Origin of the sequence: Halopseudomonas sp. (assembly GCF_047631575.1) — a bacterium.
Lineage (GTDB): Bacteria > Pseudomonadota > Gammaproteobacteria > Pseudomonadales > Pseudomonadaceae > Halopseudomonas.
Genome location: NZ_JBLIAB010000001.1, coordinates 328,855 through 350,564, shown reverse-complemented (window position 1 = coordinate 350,564; position 21,710 = coordinate 328,855). Strand labels below are relative to the sequence as shown.

Annotated in this window: 16 protein-coding genes; 14 read left to right on the top strand and 2 right to left on the bottom strand. The window is 55.1% G+C overall.

Translation table 11 applies throughout. The features are described from left to right. Nucleotides 1-13: 13 nt before the first annotated feature. Complete coding sequence (gene aceF / locus ACJAXR_RS01700) at nucleotides 14-1,693, bottom strand: dihydrolipoyllysine-residue acetyltransferase (RefSeq protein ID WP_415056520.1); 1,680 nt, start codon at nucleotides 1,691-1,693, stop codon at nucleotides 14-16. Between the two features lie 11 nt (nucleotides 1,694-1,704). Next, nucleotides 1,705-4,362 carry a pyruvate dehydrogenase (acetyl-transferring), homodimeric type gene (aceE, locus tag ACJAXR_RS01695; protein ID WP_415056519.1) on the bottom strand — a complete coding sequence of 886 codons (2,658 nt, stop codon included), beginning with the start codon at nucleotides 4,360-4,362 and terminating at the stop codon, nucleotides 1,705-1,707. Nucleotides 4,363-4,599: 237 nt separating this feature from the next. On the opposite strand from aceE, the gene glnE reads away from it, so the two are divergent. The 14 genes from glnE to ACJAXR_RS01625 all read left to right on the top strand — a co-directional run bounded on the left by glnE (nucleotide 4,600) and on the right by ACJAXR_RS01625 (nucleotide 21,696). After that, nucleotides 4,600-7,524, top strand: a complete 2,925-nt coding sequence (gene glnE, locus ACJAXR_RS01690; RefSeq protein ID WP_415056518.1) for a bifunctional [glutamate--ammonia ligase]-adenylyl-L-tyrosine phosphorylase/[glutamate--ammonia-ligase] adenylyltransferase — start codon at nucleotides 4,600-4,602, stop codon at nucleotides 7,522-7,524. A gap of 105 nt (nucleotides 7,525-7,629) precedes the next feature. Continuing rightward, the gene (locus ACJAXR_RS01685) at nucleotides 7,630-8,553 is read left to right on the top strand and encodes a branched-chain amino acid transaminase (protein WP_415056517.1); all 924 of its coding nucleotides are present in this window, start codon (nucleotides 7,630-7,632) and stop codon (nucleotides 8,551-8,553) included. Nucleotides 8,554-8,571: 18 nt separating this feature from the next. Continuing rightward, on the top strand, nucleotides 8,572-9,618 hold the full coding sequence (waaF, locus tag ACJAXR_RS01680) for a lipopolysaccharide heptosyltransferase II (protein WP_415056516.1): 1,047 nt from the start codon (nucleotides 8,572-8,574) through the stop codon (nucleotides 9,616-9,618). Nucleotides 9,619-9,621: 3 nt separating this feature from the next. Further along, complete coding sequence (gene waaC / locus ACJAXR_RS01675; RefSeq protein ID WP_415056515.1) at nucleotides 9,622-10,683, top strand: lipopolysaccharide heptosyltransferase I; 1,062 nt, start codon at nucleotides 9,622-9,624, stop codon at nucleotides 10,681-10,683. Next, the gene (locus tag ACJAXR_RS01670; protein WP_415056514.1) at nucleotides 10,683-11,804 is read left to right on the top strand and encodes a glycosyltransferase family 4 protein; all 1,122 of its coding nucleotides are present in this window, start codon (nucleotides 10,683-10,685) and stop codon (nucleotides 11,802-11,804) included. The genes waaC and ACJAXR_RS01670 overlap by 1 nt, the downstream gene beginning before the upstream one ends. Then, nucleotides 11,801-12,616 carry a lipopolysaccharide core heptose(I) kinase RfaP gene (gene rfaP, locus ACJAXR_RS01665; RefSeq protein ID WP_415056513.1) on the top strand — a complete coding sequence of 272 codons (816 nt, stop codon included), beginning with the start codon at nucleotides 11,801-11,803 and terminating at the stop codon, nucleotides 12,614-12,616. The genes ACJAXR_RS01670 and rfaP overlap by 4 nt, the downstream gene beginning before the upstream one ends. After that, nucleotides 12,613-13,359: a lipopolysaccharide kinase InaA family protein gene (locus ACJAXR_RS01660; protein ID WP_415056512.1), complete on the top strand. Its 747-nt coding sequence runs from the start codon at nucleotides 12,613-12,615 to the stop codon at nucleotides 13,357-13,359. Before rfaP ends, ACJAXR_RS01660 begins: the two co-directional genes overlap by 4 nt. Further along, entirely contained in the window at nucleotides 13,356-14,123 is a 768-nt protein-coding gene (locus ACJAXR_RS01655; RefSeq protein WP_415056511.1) for a lipopolysaccharide kinase InaA family protein, read from the top strand. The genes ACJAXR_RS01660 and ACJAXR_RS01655 overlap by 4 nt, the downstream gene beginning before the upstream one ends. A gap of 53 nt (nucleotides 14,124-14,176) precedes the next feature. After that, nucleotides 14,177-15,565 carry a lipopolysaccharide kinase InaA family protein gene (locus ACJAXR_RS01650; RefSeq protein ID WP_415056510.1) on the top strand — a complete coding sequence of 463 codons (1,389 nt, stop codon included), beginning with the start codon at nucleotides 14,177-14,179 and terminating at the stop codon, nucleotides 15,563-15,565. Between the two features lie 119 nt (nucleotides 15,566-15,684). After that, nucleotides 15,685-17,430: a carbamoyltransferase gene (locus tag ACJAXR_RS01645; protein ID WP_415056509.1), complete on the top strand. Its 1,746-nt coding sequence runs from the start codon at nucleotides 15,685-15,687 to the stop codon at nucleotides 17,428-17,430. A 191-nt stretch (nucleotides 17,431-17,621) separates the two neighbouring features. Continuing rightward, the gene (locus ACJAXR_RS01640) at nucleotides 17,622-18,530 is read left to right on the top strand and encodes a hypothetical protein (protein ID WP_415056508.1); all 909 of its coding nucleotides are present in this window, start codon (nucleotides 17,622-17,624) and stop codon (nucleotides 18,528-18,530) included. A gap of 10 nt (nucleotides 18,531-18,540) precedes the next feature. Beyond that, a complete protein-coding gene (gene pseB / locus ACJAXR_RS01635; protein ID WP_415056507.1) occupies nucleotides 18,541-19,539 on the top strand; it encodes a UDP-N-acetylglucosamine 4,6-dehydratase (inverting) in 999 nt (332 codons plus the stop codon). Between the two features lie 2 nt (nucleotides 19,540-19,541). Further along, nucleotides 19,542-20,699: a UDP-4-amino-4,6-dideoxy-N-acetyl-beta-L-altrosamine transaminase gene (gene pseC / locus ACJAXR_RS01630; protein WP_415056506.1), complete on the top strand. Its 1,158-nt coding sequence runs from the start codon at nucleotides 19,542-19,544 to the stop codon at nucleotides 20,697-20,699. Nucleotide 20,700: 1 nt separating this feature from the next. Continuing rightward, nucleotides 20,701-21,696 carry a glycosyltransferase family 2 protein gene (locus tag ACJAXR_RS01625; protein ID WP_415056505.1) on the top strand — a complete coding sequence of 332 codons (996 nt, stop codon included), beginning with the start codon at nucleotides 20,701-20,703 and terminating at the stop codon, nucleotides 21,694-21,696. Nucleotides 21,697-21,710: the final 14 nt, after the last annotated feature.

Genomic DNA, 21,710 nt, shown 5'->3' with positions numbered 1-21,710 from the left:
TCGGCCTATGCGCCTAGAGCAGCATCGATCGGATATCTCCCAAAAGCTCACCCAGCCGTCGCGTGAACTGGGCTGCGGCGGCGCCATTAATCGCACGGTGATCGTACGAGAGCGATAGCGGCAACATCAGCTTCGGTTGGAAAGTGGCTCCATCCCAAACGGGTTGTATAGTTGCTTTTGATATGCCGAGAATAGCAACCTCTGGGGCATTGACGATGGGGGTGAAATACGTACCGCCGATATGACCCAGGCTGGAGATAGTAAAGCAGGCGCCCTGCATGCCATCGGCACCAAGCTTCTTGGCGCGCGCTTTTTCCGCCAGTTCGGCAGCTTCGCCTGCCAACTGCAACAGGCTTTTCTTGTCCACGTTGCGGATCACCGGCACCATCAGTCCGTCTGGCGTGTCTACGGCAAAACCGATGTGCACATAGTGTTTGTGGATCAGTTGCTTGCCATTTGGCGCCAGGGCCACATTGAAATTAGCCTGTTCGCGCAGCAAATGAGCACAGGCCTTGAGCAGGAAAGGCAGTATGGTGAGCTTGACTCCAGCCTTTTCCGCTACGGCTTTCTGGTCCTTGCGGAAGGTCTCGAGCTCGCTGATATCGGCCAGATCAAATTGCGTCACATGGGGCACATTCAACCAGCTGCGATGAATGTTGGTTGCGCCAACCTGCTGAAGCCGAGTCATGTCTTTGACTTCGATCTCGCCAAAGCGGCTGAAATCGATTTCCGGTACGGCTGGTATGCCTGAGCCACCGGCAGTGGCCGGTGCGCTCTTGCTTTGCTTCATCACGGATTTGACATGACCTTGCACGTCTTCCTTGAGGATCCGATCTCGCGGCCCGCTGGGTTTCACTCCAGTGAGGTCCACACCCATCTCGCGGGCAAGGAGTCGCACAGCCGGACCCGCATGGACTTTAGCGCCATCGCGGCTAGCTCCGCCAATCGGCGCAGGCGCATTGGCCTGTTCTGCACTCTCACCCTCTTTGGCTTTAGCCTTCCCGCCGGATGGGTCTGCGGATGTCGATTTCTCTTCACTGTCCGCTTTTTCCGACGGCTCCTGCGCTTTGCCTGCGACCTTCATGTGCAGGATCAGATCGCCAGTACCCGCGTCCTGCTCCAGTTTGATCTCGACTGACTCGACGGTACCAGCGACAGGGGAGGGGATTTCCATGCTGGCCTTGTCGGACTCCAGCACGATCAGTGACTGATCTACCTCGACGCTGTCACCTTCCTTGACCAGGATTTCGATGACTTTAGCTTTGCTGTCCGAGCCCAAGTCGGGCACTTTGACTGGCTGGACTGAGCTGCCAACGGGCTTCTTGTCGCTTGCCGCCTGCGTGTCACCATTCTTGTTATCAGGCTTTTTGGCTTCTGCCTCATCGTCTTGGGTGCTGTCAGTTTTCGCGGTTTTGGCAGGCTCTTCTGCCTTTTCCTGTTTTTCTTCGCCGGCGTCTGCGCTTTCGAACTCCAGCTCGATCAGATCGTCTCCTTCCTTCAGGCTGTCGCCTATTTTGACCTTGATCGACTTGACTGTACCCGCTTTGGGGCAGGGGATTTCCATGCTGGCCTTGTCGGACTCCAGCACCACGAGGCTTTGTTCTGCCTCGACGGTGTCGCCAGGTTTGACCAGTATTTCGATGACTTCGCCCGCACCGTCGCCAATGCCGGGTACCTTGATCACTTCACTCATTGCATCTCTCCTCAGCAGTCCAGCGGGTTGGTCTTGCCAGGATCGATACCGAAGGATTTCAGCGCATCGCTGAGCACCTTGGGTTCCAGGTCGCCGGACTCCACCAGCGCAACCAAGGCGCTGTAGGCTACCCAGTTCCGGTCTACCTCGAAGAAATGCCGCAGCTTGCTGCGACTGTCGCTGCGACCAAAGCCATCTGTGCCCAGCACCTTGTAGATACCGGGGACCCATTGGCGAATCTGATCAGCAAAGAGTTTCATGTAGTCGGTGGAGGCAATCACCGGTCCCTTGCGCTTGGCCAGGTTAAGTTCGACAAAGCTGACGCGATCGGTTTTGGTCGGATGTAACCGGTTCCAGCGCTCGACGTCGAGTCCATCACGGCGCAATTCGTTGAAACTGGTGACGCTCCAGATGTCAGCGGTCACCTTGAACTGTTTCTTGAGGATCTCCGCTGCTTCAATTACTTCACGCAAAATGGTACCGCTACCGAGCAGTTGCACGTGCAGCGCTGCGGGCTTTTTCGTTTCCTGCAGCAGATACATACCGCGCATGATGCCTTCCTCAACGTCCTTGCTCTTGGGCATCGGCGGTTGCACGTAGGCTTCGTTCATCACGGTCAAGTAAAAGTAGACGTTTTCCTGCTCCTCCATCATTCGACGCGCGCCTTCGCGGATGATCACCGCAAGTTCATAGCCATAAGTCGGATCGTAGCTGCGGCAATTGGGAATGGTGGAGGCCAGGATGTGGCTGTGGCCGTCTTCGTGTTGCAGTCCTTCACCGTTGAGTGTGGTGCGCCCGGCGGTGCCACCAATCAGAAAGCCCTTGGCGCGACTGTCACCGGCGGCCCAGGCTAGATCGCCAATACGCTGAAAACCGAACATCGAATAGAAGATATAAAACGGCAGCATGGGCTGATTGTAGGTGCTGTACGCAGTGGCGGCGGCTATCCAGCTGGACATTGCGCCGGCCTCGTTGATGCCTTCTTCTAGGATCTGGCCCTTTTTGTCCTCGCGATAAAACATCACCTGATTCTTGTCGACGGGCTCGTACAGCTGGCCAACCGAAGAGTAAATACCCAGCTGGCGAAACATGCCTTCCATGCCGAAGGTGCGGGCTTCGTCAGGCACTATGGGTACGATTCGGGAGCCCAGCTCCTTGTCCTTGACCAGTTGCGAGAGGATTCGGACAAAAGCCATGGTAGTGGAGATTTCTCGATCACCACTGCCGTCGAGGATTGCCTTGAGCGTATCCAGCGGAGGTACCGTGACCTTGAAGCTTTCCATGCGACGCTGGGGCATGTAGCCGCCCAGTTTTTCGCGTCTGGAATGCAGGTATTTGTATTCGGCGCTGCCTTCCTCGGGCTTATAAAAAGGCAATTTTTCCAGGTCCTTGTCATTGACCGGAATGTCAAAGCGGTCGCGGAATAATTTCAGACTGTCGATATCGACTTTCTTGGTGTTGTGGGCGGTATTCTGACCCTGACCCGCGCCCGTACCGTAGCCTTTGATGGTCTTGGCCAGAATGACGGTCGGTTGGCCGCTGTGGTTCACGGCTGCGTGGTAGGCCGCATACACCTTGTAGGGGTCGTGGCCACCGCGATTGAGTTTCCACACCTCCGCGTCGGTTAGATCCTTGACCATGTCCTGTAGCTCAGGCCGTGCGCCAAAGAAGTGCTCGCGTACATAAGCACCGTCATTGGCTTTGTAATTCTGGTAATCACCATCCACGGCTTCTTCCATGCGCTGCTGTAGCAGACCGTCATGGTCGCGTGCCAGGAGTGGATCCCACATGCGCCCCCAGATGACCTTGATCACGTTCCAATCGGCCCCGCGAAAACTGCCCTCTAGTTCCTGGATAATCTTGCCGTTGCCGCGCACCGGGCCATCCAAACGTTGCAGATTGCAATTGATCACGAAAATCAGGTTGTCGAGCTTTTCGCGGCCGGCCAGGGAGATAGCGCCGAGTGATTCTGGCTCGTCGGTTTCGCCGTCGCCCACGAAGCACCAGACTTTCTGTTTGCCGGGCTCGATGAATCCGCGGTGCTCGAGGTATTTCATAAAGCGCGCTTGGTAGATTGCTTGAATCGGGCCCAGGCCCATGGATACGGTGGGAAACTGCCAGAAATCGGGCATCAGCCAAGGGTGGGGGTAGGACGAAAGACCTTTGCCACCGGTTTCCTGGCGGAAGTTGTTCAGCTGATCTTCGGAGATCCGACCTTCGAGAAATGCACGGGCATATATACCCGGAGAGGCGTGACCCTGAAAGAACACCAGGTCACCGCCATGTTCATCAGTGGGTGCCTTGAAGAAATAGTTGAAGCCGATATCGTACAGCGTGGCACTCGAAGCGAAAGTGGAGATATGTCCGCCCAGATCAGGGTCCTGCTGATTGGTGCGCATAACCATGGCCAGGGCGTTCCATCGGACCATCGAACGGATACGCCGCTCCATGAACAGGTCGCCGGGCATCGGTGATTCATGGGCGACCGGGATGGTATTGCGATATGGCGTGGTGATGGCGTACGGCAGCGGTGTACCGCTACGACTTGCCAGTTCGCCTAGGCGGGTGATCAGGTAGTGCGCGCGGTCTTCGCCTTCGTTATCAAGTACGGATTCGAGTGAGTCGAGCCATTCCTGGGTTTCAAGTGGGTCGATATCGTCCTGCTTCATTATTAGCTCCAGACCTTGTGGGCCAAATCAGTCGTGGCAGTAAATAGCCGACTCGGACTGACGGGTGTTATAGGCGGTATTTGTAGTATAACTACATAAAAAAACAGATTATATAGCTTTTTTCGCGGTTATTTGGTAGTAAAACTACAATATGACCGGTCGGTTCCGGTTTCTGGCTCTTTTCCATCTGATGCTGCCATGGCAAGCTGCACCATCGTCATTGCTACAGGATAGACCATGGTTTTCTCTCCGCCTTCGGCCCTCCCTATTTCTCTTCAGTCTCTGGTTGATCATCATCTGGAGCAGTTGCACGTAGCGGCTGCGCAGGAAGCGTTGGGACGCCCGGAAGAGTTAGGCGAAGAATTTATGACTGAGTTGCGTCATGTGCTCGCTGGCAGCGATTTTGTCGCCGAGCAATTGCGCCGTGATCCGGGTATGACCTGGAGACTGACTAGCGATGATCTGTTATGGCGTCCACTGGCCAAGGATGAGATGCAAGGCATGCTAACACGGGCCCTTGATGGGGTAGACCGTGAAGACGCGCTGGCCCAGGCGTTGCGTCGATTCCGTCAGGAGCAGCAAGTGCGGATAATCTGGCGCGATCTGACGCGCCACGCCAACACGGCTGAAACGGTGCGCGATTTGTCCGACATGGCCGACAACTGTCTCGAAGCCGCCTACCAATGGCTTTATATTGATACCTGCGCGACCCAAGGTACCCCGGTAAATGAGATCGGTGAGCCTCAGCATCTCGTTGTGCTGGGTATGGGCAAGTTGGGCGCTCGTGAGCTTAATCTCTCTTCGGATATTGACCTGATATTCGCTTACCCTGAGGCGGGTGAGACCCGCGGTGGGCGCCGCAGTATCTCCAATCAGGAGTTTTTTATCCGAGTTGGGCAGCGGCTGATCAAGGCGTTGGATGCGATCACGGTTGACGGCTTTGTATTTCGCGTGGATATGCGACTGCGGCCCTACGGTGATAGTGGCGCCCTGGTATTCAGCTTCGATGCGCTGGAGCAGTATTACCAGAACCAGGGTCGGGACTGGGAACGTTATGCCATGATCAAGGCGCGCGTGGTTGCCGGCGACCAGAAAGCGGGTGCGGAGCTGCAAGCCATGCTCAAGCCTTTTGTCTACCGGCGCTACCTGGATTTTGCTGCCATAGAGGCGTTGCGCAGTCTCAAGCTGATGATTCAGCGCGAGGTGCAGCGCAAGGGGCTGCAAGATAACGTCAAGCTGGGTTCGGGTGGTATTCGCGAGATCGAATTCATTGGTCAGGCCTTTCAGTTGATCCATGGTGGCCGCGAACGTGCGCTGCAGCAGCGGCCGATACTGGCTGTGCTCGATGTGCTCGCGGCCAACGGCTACCTGCCTTCTGTGGCGGTGAAAGAGCTCAAGGCAGCGTATCTGCTGCTGCGTGATGTTGAGCATGCCTTGCAGGCTATAGACGACCGCCAGACCCAGATGTTGCCGACTGACAGTCAGGGTCGTACGCGTGTCGCTTACGTGCTTGGGTTCGCCGATTGGCAGAGCTTCCGTGAAACCCTGGAGGTTCACCGACGGTGTGTCGCTATGCATTTTGCCGCGGTGATCGCCGACCCGGACGAGGATCAAGATGAGGAGCCTGGTTGGCACGCCGAATGGATACCGGTGTGGGAAAGCGCTGATCCTGAGCAGGCCATCGAACAGCTGCGCTCGGGTGGCTTTCGTGAGCCGGAGGAAGCCTGGCGCAAATTGGGTGGTCTGCTCCATTCGGGTCGGGTCAAGTCTATGCAGCGACTGGGTCGTGAGCGGTTGGATGTGTTTGTGCCGCGCCTGTTGGGTATGGCGAGCGAACAGGATGATCCTGATCTGGCGCTTGAGCGAGTTATGCCTCTGGTCGAAGCCGTGGCCAGGCGCTCGGCCTATCTGTTGCTGCTGACTGAAAATCCTGGCGCCTTGCGCGAGTTGCTGGTGCTGTGTTCGGCCAGCCCCTGGATTGCTGAGCAGATCACGCGCTACCCGGTTGTGCTGGATGAGCTGCTGAACGCTGGACGTCTGTATCGTCCGCCGGAAACCGAAGAGCTGGTCGATGAGTTGCGCCAACAGCTGATGCGCATCCCCGAGGATGATCTGGAGCAGCAGATGGAAGTGCTTCGCTATTTCAGGCGCGCCCATGTGCTGCGGGTGGCTGCTTCGGAAATCGCCGGCAGTCTGCCGCTGATGAAGGTTAGCGACTACCTGACGTGGATTGCCGAGGCCATATTGCAGCAGGTTCTGCAGTTGGCCTGGCGTGAAATGACTCTGCGACACGGTAAGCCTAAACGCGCGGATGGCTCCGACTGTGAAATGGATTTTGTGATCCTTGGTTACGGCAAGGTGGGCGGTATCGAGCTGGGCCACGGCTCTGACCTGGATCTGGTATTCCTTCACGATGGCGACGGCCAGGCTGAGACCGATGGCCCACGCCCGATCGACGGTAGTCGGTTCTTTACCCGATTGGGTCAGCGCATTATTCACATGCTTAATGCGCAAACTACGTCAGGCGCGCTGTATGAAGTTGATATGCGGCTGCGGCCCTCCGGCGAGTCCGGTCTGCTGGTCAGTTCCTTGGCCTCCTTCGCGCGCTATCAGCGTGATGAAGCCTGGACCTGGGAGCATCAGGCGCTGGTTCGGGCCAGGGTGTTGGCTGGATGCAAGCGGCTCAGTCATCGTTTTCATGTGCTGCGCGCCGAAGTGCTAGGTAAGCCTCGTGACGAGGCAGCACTGCGAGCCGAGGTCGCCGGGATGCGGCAGAAAATGCGCGATAATCTGGGTACCAAGGGCACCAAAGCGGGGTTTGACCCGTCCGCTTTTACTGAAGATGTGCTGTTTGATCTCAAGCAGGACGCTGGAGGTATCGTCGACATCGAATTTATGGTGCAATATGCCGTCCTGGTTTGGTCGTGCCAGCACCCCGAATTGCTGCGGTATACCGACAACATCCGAATACTCGATGGGCTGCGGGATGCCGGACTAGTGTCCGGTGAAGACGTACAGCGTCTGCAGGAGGCTTACAAAGCCTATCGCGCAGCAGCCCACCGCCTGGCATTGCAAAAGCAGCCAGGTAAAGTGAGTGGCGACCAGTTTCATGATTTCCGCCGCGCCGTCATGGCTCTCTGGCAACAGTGGCTGCCCGACTAGAGACGGTAAGGCTTGGCTGCGTCTCCCGGCAAGGGAGAGTGCGCTAATACGTTCGAATCAAGAAAAACGAATTTAGAACAACCCAATATTATGGAGCGGGCTGCAATGTCGATGGCCGATCGTGATGGTTTTATCTGGTTTGACGGTGAAATGGTGCCTTGGCGCGAAGCCAATATTCATGTGCTGACGCATTCGCTGCACTACGGCATGGCTGTATTCGAAGGTGTGCGTGCCTACAAGACGCCCAATGGTACGGCGATATTTCGTCTGGATGCGCATGCTGATCGGCTGTTTGACTCGGCCCATATCATGGGTATGAAGATTCCTTTTACCAAGGAGCAGATCAAGCAAGCGATGATTGCCTCGGTCCGCGACAATAATCTTGAAACGGCCTACATTCGCCCGTTGGCCTTCTACGGCTCGGAAGGCATGGGTATCCGCGCTGACAATCTCAAGGTTCATGTCACGGTTGCTGCCTGGCATTGGGGCGCATACATGGGCGAAGAAGCGCTGGAGCAAGGTATTAAGATACGTACCAGCTCCTTTACCCGCCATCATGTGAACATCACGATGACCCGGGCCAAGGCCAGCGGCGCCTACATGAACTCCATGCTCGCGCTGCAGGAAGCGGTTTCCGCGGGCGCCGACGAAGCATTGTTGCTTGATCCCGAAGGCTATGTGGCGGAAGGTTCTGGCGAGAACATCTTCATCATCAAGGCAGGTGTGATCTATACCCCCGAGGTGACTGCCTGCCTGAACGGTATCACTCGCAGCACAGTTCTCACTCTTGCGCGCGAGTTGGATATTCCAATCGTTGAAAAGCGCATTACCCGCGATGAGGTTTATATTGCTGATGAAGCCTTTTTTACCGGTACAGCTGCTGAAGTAACCCCAATCCGTGAGCTCGATTGTCGTCAGATCGGTGCCGGTCATCGTGGCCCAATTACCGAGAAGCTGCAAAAAGGCTACTTTGATCTGGTCAACGGTAAGAGCACCGCGCATCCTGAGTGGCGGACGCTTGTCGGATAAGTGGCTAGTTACGCGCCGGTGAATATTCTTATCGTAGGACCCAGCTGGGTGGGCGACATGGTCATGGCACAGACACTGTTCGCCTGTCTGAAGTCGCAGCATGGTCCGGATTGTCAGATCGACGTGCTGGCTCCCGAGTGGAGCCGGCCGATTCTCGAGCGGATGCCTGAAGTGCATCAGGCACTGAGCTTCCCTCTTGGCCATGGCGCGCTGGAGCTCGGAACCCGGCGTCGTATAGGGAAGCAGCTGGCTGGGCGCTACGATCAGGCTATCGTATTACCCAATTCGCTGAAGTCTGCGCTGGTGCCGTTCTTCGCAGGTATTCCCAAACGCACGGGTTGGCGTGGCGAAATGCGTTATGGCCTGCTGAACGATCTGCGCGTGCTCGACAAGACGCGATACCCGCTGATGATCGAGCGATTTATGGCGTTGGCGTTCATGCCGAACGCTGCTTTGACCGAGCCCTATCCTCGACCTGCGCTGCAAATCGAGAATGTCAGCCGTGATGCTGCGCTGATGCGTTTTGGACTCGCGCTGGACAGACCTGTGCTCGCGCTATGCCCTGGTGCGGAGTTTGGCGAATCCAAGCGCTGGCCTTCAGAGCACTATGCCGCTGTAGCGGATGAAAAGATTCGTCAGGGCTGGCAGGTATGGTTATTTGGATCGAAGAAGGACCATCCGGTTGGCGAGGACATCCGGCAGCGGCTTATACCCGGGCTGCGCGAGGAATCAGTCAATCTGTCGGGCGATACCAGTCTGGCTGAGGCGATCGATCTACTGTCTTGCGCGAGCGCGGTGGTCAGCAATGACTCGGGCCTGATGCACGTGGCAGCGGCTCTGGACAAGCCACTAGTGGCCGTCTATGGCTCCACATCTCCGGCTTTCACGCCACCGTTGGCTACTGATGTAGAGACCCTGCAGCTTGGGCTTGAGTGCAGTCCGTGCTTCGATCGGACTTGTCGTTTTGGCCACTATAATTGCCTGCGTGATCTACGCCCCGATCGGGTGGTTGCCGGGTTGGATCGTTTAGTCGGCGACCCACTCGCCGATCCGCAGGATCCCTGACTCGTGCGCGTGCTGGTGATCAAGACCTCTTCGATGGGTGATGTGATTCATACATTGCCGGCACTGACTGATGCGCGCCGGGCTATTCCCGATATCGAGTTTGACTGGGTAGTGGAAGAAGGCTTCGCTGAAATTCCAGCCTGGCATCCCGCAGTGGCTCAAGTCATTCCTGTCGCCATTCGCCGTTGGCGAAAGAACCCTTGGAAAACCCTGCGCAGCGGAGAGTGGAAGAACCTCCGTCAGCGTCTGAAAAGCACGCCCTACGACCTCGTTATCGATGCGCAGGGGTTGCTTAAGAGCGCGCTGCTGACTCGTTATGCGCAAGGCCCTGTTGTTGGGCTGGATCGCATTTCGGCCCGCGAACCCCTGGCCAGCCGCTTTTATGATCGCGGTATAGATGTACCTTGGGGGCAACATGCGGTGGAGAGAGTGCGCCAGCTCTTCGCAACGGCGCTGGGTTATCGGGTGCCCGCGGTTATCGGTGACTATGGCCTGGATCGCACCTACTTTATTGGTGCTCCGGGCGCGGCGCCCTATGTATTGTTTTTACATGGTACTACTTGGGCATCCAAGCACTGGCCTGAACTGTATTGGCGAAGGTTGGCCGAGCTGGCTATAGAACGTAACCTCGAGGTACGTCTGCCCTGGGGTAACCCCGCGGAAAAAGCACGCGCTGAGCGAATTGCTGTGGATCTCGATGGTGTGCAGGTATTGCCGCCAATGCAGTTGGCTGGAGTGGCTCGTATCATTGCCGGAGCGAATGCCTGCGTGGCGGTTGATACCGGACTGGGTCATTTGGCTGCGGCACTTGATGTGCCCGGCATCTCTCTTTTCGGTCCGACTAACGCTGGCTTTACTGGGGCCTATGGCCATTCTCAGGTTCATATGAGCAGCGACTTCCCTTGCGCTCCCTGCATGCAGAAGCGTTGCGTCTATGCACCTACGCCTGATGATGCGCGCCAGTTCGACCTGCGCCGTGAGCAACCGCTATGCTTTACCCGACTGCCGCCCGAGCGAGTGATGATTCGTCTTGAAGGTTTGCTGTCTCCTGAGAGAGTGCTCTGATGCAATTGGCTTTTGTGCTGTACAAATATTTTCCCTTCGGTGGCCTGCAGCGTGATTTCATGCGTATTGCTCGTGTTTGCCAGGATCGGGGTCACCGGATTAGGGTGTACACGTTGATCTGGGAAGGTGATGTGCCCGAGGGGTTTGAGGTGCTGGTCGTCCCAGTGAAGGCATTTTCCAACCATCGTCGTAACGAAAAATTTACCACCTGGGTGCAGAGTCATCTGGCAAAGCATCCAGTTGATCGTGTTGTGGGTTTCAACAAGATGCCGGGACTGGATGTTTACTATGCTGCAGACCCCTGTTTCGAGCATAAAGCGCAAACCCTGCGTAATCCGCTTTACCGCTACTGGGCCAGGTACCGGCATTTTGCCGAGTACGAGAAGGCTGTATTTGCCCCGGAGCGTGGTACCGAGATTCTGATGATTTCAGAGGTACAAAAACCTTTGTTCATGAAGCACTACCGTACCCCCGAGGATCGGTTCCATCTGTTACCGCCGGGTATAGCGCCCGATCGTCGGGCTCCACCCGATGCCGTAATTCAGCGCGCGGCTTTCCGCGCCGAATATGGCCTGTCGGTGGACGACCTGTTATTGCTTCAGGTTGGCTCCGGCTTTAAGACCAAGGGTCTGGATCGCTCCATCGCAGCGCTCGCCAGCCTGCCTGATGCTTTGCGCAAGCGAACGCGATTGATGATCATCGGCCAGGACGATGCCAGAGCTTTCCAGATACAGGCTCGGTCGGCGGGGGTAAGCGATCAGATTAGCTTTCTGAGTGGCCGCGATGATGTGCCGAGGTTTCTCCTGGGGGCGGACCTGCTGTTGCATCCAGCCTACAATGAAAATACCGGCACCGTTTTACTGGAAGCACTGGTAGCAGGGCTACCAGTGTTGGTTACAGACGTGTGTGGGTACGCGCATTATATCGAAGAGGCCGATTGTGGCCGTGTGATTCCCACTCCTTTTCAGCAGCGGCACTTTAACGAAACGGTGCGGCAGGTTCTTGAAGACACAGAGGTTCGCCTTCGCTGGCATGATAATGCGTTGGCGTTTGCCGCACGTGCGGATCTTTACAGTCTGCCGGAACGGGCAGCGGATGTGATATTGGGAGAGATGGTTTGACTCTTCACTTGTCCGAACCTTTTATTACGCTTTGGGCGGGTAAGGATCCCTTTATCCAGGTCGAATGTCTCCAAGGTGATATTTTTCGTGAGCTGGAGGCCCGCAGGACCTTGCGTACAGAAGTTGAAGGGCAGGGGTATTTTGTCAAGATTCATCGGGGTGTCGGCTGGGCCGAGATCCTGAAGAACTTGTCTACGCTAAAACGTCCGGTGCTGGGCGCTGAGCAGGAATGGCAAGCGATCCACGCATTGACTAACGCCGGTGTTGAAACCATGACGGCCGTTGCCTTCGGCGAGCGCGGCGCCAACCCGGCGACCCGACACTCATTCATTATTACTGAAGAGCTGGCGCCGACCATCAGTCTCGAGGACTTCAGCCTTGACTGGCGTTTTGTCGCCCCGCTGGTCACCCTTAAGTGGGCGCTGATCACTGAAGTGGCCCGTATGACCCGTCGCATGCATCAGGCGGGCGTGAACCACCGTGATTGTTATATCTGCCATTTCTTGTTGCATATCGATCAGCCACCCACCGCGGACAATTTCCGGCTATCGCTTATTGATCTGCATCGGGCCCAGATTCGTCCACGGGTTCCTCGCCGTTGGCGTGACAAGGATCTGGCCGGTCTGTACTTCTCGGCGCTGAACATTGGTCTGACCCGGCGGGACAAGCTGCGGTTTCTGCAGACCTATTTTGATCGACCGCTTCGACAGGTGCTGGCCGAAGAAGCCACACTGTTGGCAAAGCTGGACAAAAAAGCTGATCAGCTCCAGTCTCGGTTCGAGCGCAAGTATGCCAAGGATGGGGCTGCATGACTGGCTGGACGCTTAATCCCGAGTATGCAACGGGCGTCAGCGGTCAGCTGTTTGCCGATCTTGATACGGTCTTTGCCCTAGAAGGCGAACACATCACCAGCGACTTGATCAGCACGGTCCACAAGGTATGGGTGGGTGGTCGTTTTTACTACGTTAAACGCTACACGGGAGCGGGCAAGAACCTTCGGCGTTATGTTGGCAGGGCGCGTATTCAGGCCGAGTGGGAGAATCTTCAGCACTTCCAGGCTTGGGGTATCCCGTCTGCCATTATTGTCGGCTTCGGGCTGGAGCGTCGCAACGGCGCGTTCTATCGAGGGGCCTTGGTTACTCAGGATCTGGCGGATACGGCTGATTTGGCTAATATCGCCAAAAGCGCCGACCCCCGTTTTCATATTCGCGCGTGGGTTAACCACGTTTCACGCCAGATCGCCCATGCGACACGGATGATGCATGATCAGGGGTTTGCGCATAACGATCTCAAGTGGCGCAATATTCTGGTCGATGAAAAACCTTACCCGGATGTATTCATGATCGATTGCCCCAGTGGTAGTTTCTGGTGGGGGCCGCTGCTCGAATACCGTATCGTCAAGGATCTGGCCTGCCTGGACAAGCTGGGCAAACAGGTACTGTCGCGAACCCAGCGATTGCGTTTTTACCATGATTATTCCCAGCGAGACTGTCTGAATGCTGCGGACAGAAAACGTATCAGGGCGGTAGTCGGTTTTTTCAGGGGTAGAGAATGATCGAATCCGCATTTATTGCAGTCAATGCACGGGATGTTCTCGCCCGCCATGGGCTGGATAGCTTCGAGGCTCTCTGGTGTTACAGCACCTCCGACGGTACCGATATTGCAAAACGTGACAAGGGCTGGAAAAAAGTTATTCGGATTGACCTCGAAGACGCCAACGGTGAATCACAAAGCTTTTACCTCAAACGGCAGAACCATCAACTGGTTCGAAGCCTCAGACATCCGTTGGGAGAACCGACTTTCGCCCGTGAGTTCCGTGCCATTCAACTTTTCGCACATTTGGGCATTCCCGCGCTGGAAACGGCTTTTTTTGACCAACGCAGGCAGCAGGGTCATCAGCAGGCCATTCTTCTTACCCGTGCTCTGGACATATACAAGCCACTTACTTACTGGTTTGATCAATGGGAGACGTTGGCATGGCGTGACAGACAGGATCTGATTCTGGCTGCCGCAGCGTTGGTGCGGGCGCTGCATAACGCTGAGCGTATGCACAATAATCTTTATCCAAAGCACCTTTTTCTCAAACTTGACGACGACGGGGCCGGAGCAAGACTGATTGATCTGGTCGAGACCCGTCCAGCCTGGTTTGGTGAGCGCGACAAGATCAGAGATCTTCGCAGTCTTCTGCGTCGAAGCCCGGTCGCTACTCGTGGCCAGAAGCTGCGGTTTTTGCTCGCCTACCTGGGAAAGCAACAGCCTAGCTCGCGCTCACGCCAGTTGCTTGTTCAGATCACTGATCGAAAAAAGGGCAAAGCGTGATGCCTGTGAGCATCCATACTTTAAGACGCAGTGGACGAGAGCCTCCACTACCGATGAAAATAGTTACTTCATCGGGCGATCTTATTATTTTCGACTGGCTGCGTGTGCTGCCTCGACAGCGCCTGGTAGGAGCTGGCGAGCTTCTCGGTCGGCCTGTATTGGTGAAGTTGTTTATTGCTCCCCGTGCCATGCGGCATTGGCAGCGAGAGGTCGATGGCCTGATGCTGCTTGAGCAGGCGCATATTCTCACTCCCAAGGTAGTTGCATCCGGTGAGCTGGATGGTGGTGGTTATTTTCTGTGTACCGACTACCTTGCCGGCGCTGAGACGCTGCAACAATACTGGAAGGCATTACCGGCTGATAAAAGTCAATCACGACTGGTTGCATGGGATCCTGAAGCGATAGTTCTGTTGAAACGTGCATTGCGCAGTATAGCTTTGTTGCATCGTGCGGGGCTGACCCAGCTAGACCTGCATATGGGTAATTTTCTCGTTTACGGTGATGAGCTGTATGTCATTGACGGGGATGCGATCAAGGCTTCAAGCCCTGGTTATGCGGTTAGCGGTCGGGAAGCAGAAGATAATCTGTCCATATTTTTTGCCCAGCTTGATTCCCACTGGGACGCGAAGATTGAACTGCTACTCATTGAATACCTGCAAGTGAACACCGAACGCGCACTCAATCCGGATCGGCTACAGGCACAGGTAAAGCGGATAAGGGCAAACCGACTACGTGATTGGTTGACCAAGGCGGTGCGTGACTGCAGCCACTTCATGGTACACATGACCTGGTGGCAATTCAGTTCGGTCGTTCGCGAGCATGCAGCGGTCCTGGGTCCTCTTCTCGCTGCGCCTGATCAGCCGTTTTCGGCGGCTCCGATGCTGAAGGATGGTGGCAGCAGCAGCGTGACGCAGGTCGAGGCCGGCGGCCGTGCGCTAGTTATAAAGCGTTACAACATCAAGGGGCTAGGACATTGGTTGAGCCGTTTCTGGCGCCCGAGCAGGGCCTGGCATTCGTGGCTCGCTGGGCACCAGCTGCACTTTCTGGGTATTGCTACGCCCGCGCCCCTGGCTATGATCGAAAGCCGTTTTGGCTGGATGCGTCGACGTGCCTGGTTGGTAACTGAATTTTGTAGCGGACCGAATTTGCTGGACCTGTTGGGTCCTGACGGCAAATCAGTTCCCACTTCGGAGCAAAGCGATGCGCTCCTGGGCATGTTGGCGCGATTGCACCAGGCGCGCATCACTCATGGCGACTTCAAGGCAACCAATTTGCTCTGGCACGCGGAGCATGTATGGTTGATTGATCTGGACAGTATGCAGTTCCATAAAGCTGAAGCGGATTACCATCGGGCCTGGATGAAAGACCGAGCCAGGTTTGTGCGTAACTGGCCGCAGGGGAGTGCTTTGACTGCCTGGTTGGAAACGCATCTGCCCCACTGAGCAGATTGATTATGGTGGCGTTTCCTGTGTTTCTTCTTGGGCGCGGCTAACAGGCGCAACGGCGTCCTGATCCGTGTAAAATCATTCTGTAAATGACAGCTGTTTTAGCGAGGAAACCTGTGGCACTGATTATTCTCGGACTCTCCGGCGCATTGAGCCATGACCCTTCTGCGGCCCTGTATATCGACGGAAAATTGATTGCTGCGGTAGAAGAGGAGCGCTTTGTGAGGGATAAGCATGCCAAAAACCGCATGCCCTACGAGTCAGCCAAGTTTTGTCTCGAGCAGGCGGGCATCACGCCGGCGGATGTCGACATAGTTACCATTCCCTTTGCACCCATCAGTATCTTCGGCAAGGCCCGCTGGCACTACGCCAAACGTTACTGGTACGCGCCGGACAGGGCGCTCGATGCCATCCTGATGGGCAATCGCCGTTTCAATCGCTATCGCAAGAAGATCCTCTGGTGCCTGGAGCAGCTGGGTTTCGATGCCAAGAAAGTGCGTCTTGAGCCAGTCGAACACCACCTGGCGCACGCCTCCAGCGCCTACCACTGCTCGGGTTTCAAGGAAAAGACGGCCATCATGGGTATTGATGGCAAGGGCGAGTACGCGACCACTTTTTTCGGCTACGGCGAGAATGGCAAGATCCACAAGATCAAGGAGTTCTACGATCCTGATTCCCTGGGTGGCCTCTACGGTGCGCTAACTGAATACCTGGGCTTTGAAATGCTCGATGGCGAGTTCAAGGTCATGGGTATGGCGCCCTACGGTGATGCGAGCAAATATGATTTTTCGCGCCTGGCCAAATTCGAGAACGGCGAGCTGATCATCAATACCGACTACGCCAACGTGATCGGTTTCCGTCGTTACAAAGAGAAGGGCAAGGGGTACTACTTCTCGCCCAAGCTGATCGAATGGCTGGGTCCGCGGCGCGAGGGTGACATCGCTGATGATCCTTATATCCACTACGCCGCCAGCATTCAGGCGCTGTTCGAGAAGTTAGCGCTGGAGATGATGGAGTATTACTTGGGCGACATCCTCCGTGAAACCGGCAAGATTGCGTTTGCAGGAGGGTGCGCGCTGAATGTCAAACTCAATCAACGCATCATCGCCCGACCCGAAGTGAAAGAACTATTTGTGCAGCCTGCATCAGGTGATGCCGGTACGGCTGTTGGCGCCGCGGCGTATATCTCCGAGCAAAACGGTGTGCCGGTCGAGACAATGGAACACGTTTATCTTGGCCCTTCTTACAGTAACGAAGATATTATCGCTGCTTGCGCCCGCCATACGGGCAACCCCCAATGGGAAAAGCTCGACGACGTGACTGGCGAGATCGCCAAGGTGTTGCACGAAGGCAATCCGGTAGCCTGGTTCCAGGGCCGGATGGAATTTGGTCCGCGTGCACTAGGTGGTCGCTCTATCATTGGCTGTCCGAGCGTAAAGGGCGTGGCGGACCGCATAAACGCCCAGATCAAGTTCCGCGAGCGCTGGCGCCCGTTCTGCCCGTCGATGCTGGATACTGTCGCCCCGAAAATGCTTGGCATGGATCACCCGTCCCCCTTTATGACCTTTACCTTCGAAGTGAATGATGAGTGGAAGAGCCGAGTACATGAGGTCGTGCACGAAGATGGTACGGCTCGGGCCCAGGTGCTTAAGCGCGAATACAATCCGCGTTACTATGATTTGATGAAGGAACTCGAGCGAGTCACTGGCAATGGTGTGGTGCTTAATACTTCGCTCAATCGCCGGGGCGAGCCAATGGTTTGCTCACCCAAGGATGCGCTGGACATGTTCTTCGGATCGGATCTGGAGTATTTGATCATGGAGGATGTGTTGGTGGTGAAAAAGGCGGAGGTCGAGCTATGAGCTCCAGCGGAGTAGTTTATTTCTCGAAGATGTTCCAGGCGGTTCCTCATCTGGCGCAGGTAGCGGCGGAGCTACCGGGTATCTTCGTGTCCAGCAGGCGCACTACGCTAAAGGCAGCAAACAGTCTTTATCCTCAACTCAAGACAGCCCGGCACTCGCGGTATCTGGGGCAATTTTCCGAAGGCAATCGCGTGCTCAAAAAAGCCGATGTGATTGTTACGGGTTCGCCATACGGATCATTCCTTGCGCCTTATACACGTGCTAAGAAGTGCACGGTATTTCACGGCACGTACATGATGTTGAGCCGCGATGCATTATTGAAAAATAGCCATTTTGACTTGCTCTGTGTGATAGGGCCTCGCATGCAAGGCATGATTGAGCGTTTCGCTCCCGAAGTTGCGTTAAATGCGGTAGCAACAGGGTTTTTGCCATTTTGCGAGTATCCCGAGCGCTCTGAATCATACCGCAACGTTTTTATGTCGAGACTGAATCTCGATCCTGGCAATCGAACGATCGTGTACACGCCTAGTCGACGAGGCATTGGCTCCTGGGAGCGCGTAGCGGAGCAGCTTGTGAGAACCGCGCCATTGCATTTCAATTTGATCTTAAGGCCACATCCAAGCCAGAGTCTGACGTCTCGCTCGCGTGATCGGGCAAGCTTCAAGCGAATCCAAACGCTTATCCTCCAGCGCAAGAATGCGATACTCGACTTGACGTCCTTATCTCTTCCGACCGTCATGGCGGTAGCAGACCTGGTTGTATCGGATGCTAATTCTCCAGCGGAGGAGTCGTTATTTTACGACTTGCCACAGTACTTTATTGAAACACCGGAATACTCGCGCGGATACGTAGCGAAGCTGGGTCAGCTGGAGAATATGCATCCTGAGGACCTCGAACGGTTACTGGGGCTATATGACTGCGGTGTGTCTGAATTTGTTGAAAACCATTGTGATTTTTCCAACTCTCTTGATAAAGCGATCGACGAATCTGCCGGGTATGCGGAGCAGCGCCAAGCTTATTTCTCTTGGGTGTTTGGCGTGCGTGACCGCGATGCCAACCGGCGTGTAGCTGAAGCTATTCAAACTCATTTGCTCGTATAGGGCCCTGTATATGTTCAACAACAAGACTATTCTCATTACTGGCGGCACTGGCTCCTTTGGCAACACTTTCGTGCCCATGACCCTTGCCAAGTACAACCCAAAGAAGATTATTGTTTTCTCGCGTGACGAGATGAAACAATGGGATATGGCGAAAAAATTTGGAGACGATCCTCGAATCCGATTTTTTATCGGCGATGTGCGCGATAAAGATCGTCTTTATCGCGCCTTGGATGGTGTGGATTATGTGGTTCACGCAGCAGCTACCAAGATCGTACCCACCGCCGAGTACAATCCCTTCGAGTGCATCAAGACTAATGTTCTTGGGGCAATGAATCTGATTGATGCCTGTATCGACAAGGGCGTTCAGGGCGTGGTCGCTCTGTCGACAGACAAGGCCAGCAGCCCAATCAATCTTTATGGTGCGACCAAGCTCACGTCGGACAAGTTATTTGTTTCCGGTAATTCTTACGCGGGTGAGCACGGTACGCGCTTCTCAGTGGTGCGTTACGGTAACGTGATGGGTTCCCGCGGTTCAGTGATTCCTTTTTTCATGTCGATCAAGGACAAGGGTGTACTGCCGATCACCGACGATCGGATGACCCGCTTCATGATTTCGTTGGAAGAGGGCGTAGAACTCGTGTGGCATGCTTTTGAGGACATGGAAGGGGGAGAAATCTACGTGAAGAAGATTCCCTCCATGAAGGTGACTGACCTGGCCCGCACAGTCGCACCGGAGGCCAGGCAGGAAATAGTAGGGATCAGGGCAGGCGAAAAGCTGCACGAACAGATGATCAGCGCCGAAGATGCTTATTATACCTACGAGTATCCAGAACATTTTAAGATACTGCCGGTAATCAATAATTGGAGCAACTCGCCAGAACGGATCAAGGACGGCAAGAAAGTGGCCGAAGGTTTCGTCTACTCCAGCGACAATAATACCGTGTGGATGACTGGCGCTGATCTGCAGAAGTGGATTGACGACAACCGCGAAAAAATTGGGAGCATCTGATAATGATTCCTTATGGTCGGCAGGAAATTACCGAAGAGGATATTGAGTCCGTGGTGGCGGTGCTGCGATCCGACTTTCTAACCCAGGGGCCGATGGTGCCCCGTTTCGAACAGTCGGTCGCCAGCCATGTAGGGGCGGGGCATGCCTTAGCTGTCAACAGTGCGACTTCGGCCCTGCATATCGCCTGCCTTGCCCTTGATCTGGGCCCGGGCGACTTGCTGTGGACCTCCCCGATAACCTTCGTCGCGTCGGCCAACTGCGGACTGTATTGTGGTGCCGATGTGGATTTTGTTGATATCGATCCGCGCACCTATAACCTCTGCCCGGTTGCGCTGGAAAGCAAGCTTGAGCGAGCTGAACAGGCTGGCCGGCTCCCGAAGGTGGTAGTGGCAGTGCATCTATGCGGTCAGCCCTGTGACATGGCCCGTATTCACGCTCTCTCGCAACGCTACGGTTTTCGCATCATTGAAGATGCTTCTCACGCTATTGGCGGAAAATACAAGAATGAATACATCGGTAATGGCTGTTACAGCGACATTACCGTATTCAGCTTTCACCCGGTTAAGATCATTACCACTGCAGAAGGGGGTATGGCGTTAACCAACGATGAAGAGTTGGCTAGCCGCATGAACCTTCTGCGCAGCCACGGTATTACCCGGGATCCGGATTTGATGACCCATGCTGCAGACGGCCCTTGGTATTATCAGCAGGTGGATCTCGGGTTCAATTACCGTATGACCGACTTGCAGGCGGCGCTGGGCGTGAGTCAAATGGATCGCCTTGATCAGTTTGTGGCGCGCAGGCATGAGCTGGCACGTCGCTACGACAGTCTTCTCAAGGATCTACCGCTCACAACTCCATGGCAGCATCCGGATAGTTATTCCGGCTTGCACCTGTATGTTATTCGCTTGCAACTCGACCAGATCTGTCACACGCATCGTCAGGTGTTCGAGTCCCTTCGCGAGCAGGGGATAGGGGTTAACGTGCATTATATTCCTGTTCATACACAGCCTTACTATCGCAAGATGGGGTTCAAGATGGGAACTTTCCCGGACGCAGAACAATATTACGCCGAAGCTATCAGTTTGCCGATGTTTCAAGGTTTGACAGACGCTCAGCAAGACGAGGTGATCGGCGCGCTGAAAGCGTCGATACTATAAAATGCTGCTCTCGATTATTGTGCCGTTCTACAACTCAGGCCGGAAATGCGAGCGTCTTTTGAAGACGCTGGGAGACCTTGAAGACGCCCGGGTGGAATTAGTCCTCATCAATGACGGTTCTTCCGATGAGACGCCGGCTCTATTGGATCAATTTGTTGCTAGGAGCCAACTGCAGTGCCGGGTGATTCACCAGGAAAATCGCGGTCCGGGGGGCGCCAGAAATGCTGGTTTGGCATCCGCTGCAGGCGCCTATGTATGGTTTGTCGACTCGGATGACGATATCAATCCCTCCGTCATTGGCTCGTTGGCTTCGCTTTGTGAAGAAGAATTTGACCTGATTGATTTCGATTACCTGTCCCGCGGCAAGAAGGTCAACACCATGGGCCTCGCGCCTGGCGGCTATAAGGACGCAGGGCAGGTCCAGTCTACGTTGTTGGTTAACTTTGGAAGGATTTGTACCAAAATTATCAGTCGTCGGCTTATTCTGGATAACGACATACGGTATCCAGAGCATTGCATTTACGAAGATAACGCCTTGTTGTTTATTTATCCTTTCTACGTTAAGAGTCTCTACAAAAGCGATCTGGTGGGGTACATACATTGCGAAGATTATGAATCCGTCACTCGCTCAGGTTTCTCGACACGTTATCTGGACAGGATGTATACGGCGGTATTCGGCCTTTCTAGGGCGCAAGAGCTTGCAGGTCCGCAAGAGCTAGATTTATTGAAGAGGAAGTTTCTACGGTTGTACTTATTGAGCACGGCCAGAAAAATGATCAATCGTAAAAGTGGCGTGAGCTGGCGTTTGGTTGCCCGAGTTATGCGCCAATACAGGGCTGACGCAGCACGACTAGAGGTCGATTTCAATCCGACGAGCTACTTTAAAGGTAGCCTCAGGCGTGAGCTGATATTCTTTCTCTTATGGCATGCATCAGGTCTCTTGCCCGACCAGCGTCAGTTTTTTGAAGATAGTCGAGCCGCTGCGTGGGGTAAATGAAACGTCTGGGGATG

Excerpts from the sequence above, each read along its gene's own strand:
- pseC (WP_415056506.1), top strand. The coding sequence starts at position 19,542 with ATGATTCCTTATGGTCGGCAGGAAATTACCGAAGAGGATATTGAGTCC.
- ACJAXR_RS01660 (WP_415056512.1), top strand. The coding sequence starts at position 12,613 with ATGACTGGCTGGACGCTTAATCCCGAGTATGCAACGGGCGTCAGCGGT.
- glnE (WP_415056518.1), top strand. The coding sequence starts at position 4,600 with ATGGTTTTCTCTCCGCCTTCGGCCCTCCCTATTTCTCTTCAGTCTCTG.
- aceF (WP_415056520.1), bottom strand. The coding sequence starts at position 1,693 with ATGAGTGAAGTGATCAAGGTACCCGGCATTGGCGACGGTGCGGGCGAA.
- aceE (WP_415056519.1), bottom strand. The coding sequence starts at position 4,362 with ATGAAGCAGGACGATATCGACCCACTTGAAACCCAGGAATGGCTCGAC.
- ACJAXR_RS01655 (WP_415056511.1), top strand. The coding sequence starts at position 13,356 with ATGATCGAATCCGCATTTATTGCAGTCAATGCACGGGATGTTCTCGCC.
- ACJAXR_RS01650 (WP_415056510.1), top strand. The coding sequence starts at position 14,177 with ATGAAAATAGTTACTTCATCGGGCGATCTTATTATTTTCGACTGGCTG.
- ACJAXR_RS01685 (WP_415056517.1), top strand. The coding sequence starts at position 7,630 with ATGTCGATGGCCGATCGTGATGGTTTTATCTGGTTTGACGGTGAAATG.
- ACJAXR_RS01625 (WP_415056505.1), top strand. The coding sequence starts at position 20,701 with ATGCTGCTCTCGATTATTGTGCCGTTCTACAACTCAGGCCGGAAATGC.
- ACJAXR_RS01670 (WP_415056514.1), top strand. The coding sequence starts at position 10,683 with ATGCAATTGGCTTTTGTGCTGTACAAATATTTTCCCTTCGGTGGCCTG.
- pseB (WP_415056507.1), top strand. The coding sequence starts at position 18,541 with ATGTTCAACAACAAGACTATTCTCATTACTGGCGGCACTGGCTCCTTT.